The following is a 3,268-nucleotide window of genomic DNA, read 5'->3' as shown; positions in this document are numbered from 1 at the left end:
AAGAATATCTTTTTAAAAGGAATTTTATATTTCTTCCTCCACTACTGCCACCACTTCAATGGCAAAGTAAATGCCGTCCACATCGGCCGGGTTGTGCAGCCCCAGGTACACCTGCTTGCCCGGATACTGTACAGGCACCACAGCTGAAGTAAGGCTGGTCCGCGAGGCATCGGTCACACGCTTGAAGTTTGGCTGTTTCTGCATGAAGATCTTCGCCTGAGACTCATCCTCTATCAGGTACACGTTACAGATGTCGCCGCCGGCAGGAGGTGTCAAGGCAGCCGTGGCCAGCTTCAGGAAGCCAGTTTGATCAATGAACATAGAGAGTTCTGAGGCAAGCTGGAAAGTGCTCCGTACCGCCTCCATGTCCGCCTTGTTGCGGTAGGCGGTGAACTCATAGTACCAGCGCACGGTGTTCTCCGGAAGGGTCACAGGAATAAGGGTCCTGCTGTTGCCCGGGTTATAGTAGCTCACCAAGTAACCCACCTGCGGCTCTAGCACCGTCACGGTCCTGTAGGTCTTCTTCGTGATAATTTCCTTGCCGTCGGCACCCCAACGCCTCACCTTGCCCACTGGCTTACCGTCTTGGTAAATAGCCTCCTCTACCTTCTGCCCCTGCTCATTATAGGTGATGCAAGTGCCCTGCCGCACGTCTGGCCGCTCACTTACTAGTTTCCCGTCCCACTGCAGAACATTTGTCTTGGCATAATAATCGCGTACTAACCCGCTTGGTATTTCATTCTGATATGTAATCTTTCGGATGAAAGCAGCATCCTGTTCCTGCTGTACCTCCTCTTTGTCGCGGTCCAGGTAAAGTGTCCAGGCGCCCTGCCTGATGCCGTTCTGGGTGCAGTTAAGCACCGGCAGAAGCAGCGTGTGCTGCTTTTTACCCTCTGGCACGTCCACCTTCACAAATCCCACTTTCTGTAGGCTCTTACTCAGCGTGACGGGGCTGTCTGTTGCCGCGTTAGCAATGGTGAAGGCCTCTGTCGGCTGAATGTGCAGGGCGTACTGCCCCTGGAAGAGCTGATCGCAGCTGGCTAGCCTGCCAAAGTAGTAGAACTGCCCGCCTGCGATGCCTTCCGGCAGCAGGGTGGCAGAGTCGTGGGGCGCGATGTGAATCCAGCCCTGCGTGTGCCAGCCTTTAAAGAGCCCCTTCTCATGGTAATAGCCGATAGCAAGCGAGACAGCCTGGTCGGAAGGGTTAAAGACCTTCAGCTGCGCAGCGGCTGGCCTGATTGTAAGCAAGCTGAGGGCAAGAAAGGTAAGTAAAAGTTTATGCATCTTTTTTTAAATTAGTTCCCGGCGGCTGTTAGAGCTGACACCACTTGGTTTAATGATTGAATAGAAAGTGTATTGTATGGCTAAAGCACGTGCAGCTGTGCGGGTTGCCCTTCACGCAGGTCATGCGGGCTGTGGTGTGGTTGTCATTTGTTTTCAATGGTCTGGGTGGCATAGTGACGCAAAATACTATAATTCTTAATTTGCTATATAATATACTACTAATGTTTATTTCATCGCATGGCTTCAGCCCCTGGTTGTCTGCCATCCTATTGCACAAAGGGCCGGCACATTAGTTGCACCGGCTCTTTTTGTTCGCTTTTTTAAAGCAGTCACTAGTTAGGCTATTAAAGCCAATGCCCAGTTTATCCGACATTTATCCGACATCTATGGCTTTTATCCGACATTCCGGCCTTTGTAGATGTAGACAGTCGCTTTTTTCTCCCCTTCTTTGCTAAGCAAGCCTTTCTCCACCAGCTCTGTTAAATCCCGCAAGGCGGTTCGGTCTGTTATTCCAAACTTTTCTTTGTACTTACTGTTTTGGATCCTCCCATCATGCTTCCAAAGCAGCAGCGCCTCTACCTGCCGCTCATTCAGCCCCAGCCCCTTAAGCTGCTCTTCTGAATAGATGTCTTTGAAAAGCGTAACGGAGACACCGCCGCCGATGGCTGTTATCTCAGGTTCCGGAAGCCCCAGACGCTGGCACTCCTCCATAATCTTCACAGTGCCCCTGCCCCAAGCCTCGATCAGGCCACCCTTAAAGCAAGCATCAGCCAGCACAGGATTCCTAGGCAGCGAAGGGTGCTTCCGCTTCAGGTCTTCTACAGATAGGTTATCTGGCAGCGAACCTTCATTCCAGACGGTGAGCCTATCGCTATAAACACTCACCTGAATGGGGGCTGTTGTGTATGTGCGGTGGACAATGGCGTTGAGCATGATCTCGCGGAGAGCCTCAAAGGGATACTCAGAACCCTCTATGCGGTGAAGCCCCTGGTAGGAAACAGGAGCTGTGAAGTACTTCTTCTGTAGCAATTCCAAGGTAAGGTCAGCCAGCTGGAAGGCATTACCCTCCACCAGGTCCTGGAAGAGCAGGTCAGCGTCAGAACTGCCGAACCTGCCAATCTTCACATAAGCCGTAGGAAAGAAGGCCCGCACGTCTTTCCCGAAAAGCAACAGAGCCGCCCGCTTCAGGTCGTCTCCCTTCAGCAGCCTCAGGTTTCTCAGCAACTCCTGCGTACTGTCATCCGCCGCGGAAGGTAGGCGCCTGCTATTGCTTGCTCCCCGCTTGAAAGCCTCGATGCCCTCTTCGCCTATGTCCTGCAAAGTAGCGCTGGGTTCTACTACATCGTCCCAGGTTTTGCCCGCTTTGCGGAGCAGGAACTCGTTTAGAGCGGCTCCGTTTAACTCCTGCTTCGTGCTGCCGCTCCTGAAATGGTACTTCCCATGGTAAGAAATCGGTACATCATAAGGATGCACCACAATCTCGATAAAGTGCCTGTCACTTTCTTGATGGAGGTTCACGTCACAGAGAATGCCGAGATGATTTAACACCTTATTAGGAATGTCCTCCATCAGCTTTTTATAGTCAGAGAGGCCGGTGACATGGCCGTCATCGTCCTTGCCAATGTAGATCCTGCCGCCCTTAGCATTGGCAAAGCCGCAGATCCACTTCAGGTACTCGTCGCGCCAGCTAACCTTCCACTCTATGTTTTGACTCTCGGGCATTAAACCATCTGTTTTGTGAACTTCAAAAATAGTGGTTTGTATCCATAAGCGCCATTGTGCTCTTTAATAAATCCAACAGAGGACTTCTTTTATTAGAATAAGTTAAGGTTGTGAAAACTAAATCTCATCAATTGTCAAGTTTTATAACAGAAAAACTTGACAAAGCAGCATAGAGTAAGATTTGTTCCTGGCTTTAGAATGGAGGCTGAGTTGTAAGGAGAAAGAAAGAGCTATTGGTTTTCAGTCATAATAGAAGTAGTAC

At 50.6% G+C, this 3,268-nt stretch carries 2 protein-coding genes; both read right to left on the bottom strand.

Features of this window, described 5'->3' with window-relative positions; genetic code table 11:
* Positions 1–24: 24 nt before the first annotated feature.
* Positions 25–1,284 (bottom strand): DUF1036 domain-containing protein, encoded by a 1,260-nt coding sequence (locus ACFQ2O_RS20720; protein WP_377532625.1) that lies wholly within the window; start codon positions 1,282–1,284, stop codon positions 25–27.
* Positions 1,285–1,677: 393 nt separating this feature from the next.
* A complete protein-coding gene (locus ACFQ2O_RS20715; RefSeq protein ID WP_377532623.1) occupies positions 1,678–3,006 on the bottom strand; it encodes an ATP-binding protein in 1,329 nt (442 codons plus the stop codon).
* Between the last annotated feature and the right edge of the window lie 262 nt (positions 3,007–3,268).

It is taken from the genome of Pontibacter rugosus (assembly GCF_042678745.1).
GTDB classification, from domain to species: domain Bacteria; phylum Bacteroidota; class Bacteroidia; order Cytophagales; family Hymenobacteraceae; genus Pontibacter; species Pontibacter rugosus.
This window is presented reverse-complemented; position numbering and strand designations above follow the sequence as displayed.

Coding starts and splice junctions, on each gene's coding strand:
- ACFQ2O_RS20715 (WP_377532623.1), bottom strand. CDS start 3,006: ATGCCCGAGAGTCAAAACATAGAGTGGAAGGTTAGCTGGCGCGACGAG.
- ACFQ2O_RS20720 (WP_377532625.1), bottom strand. CDS start 1,284: ATGCATAAACTTTTACTTACCTTTCTTGCCCTCAGCTTGCTTACAATC.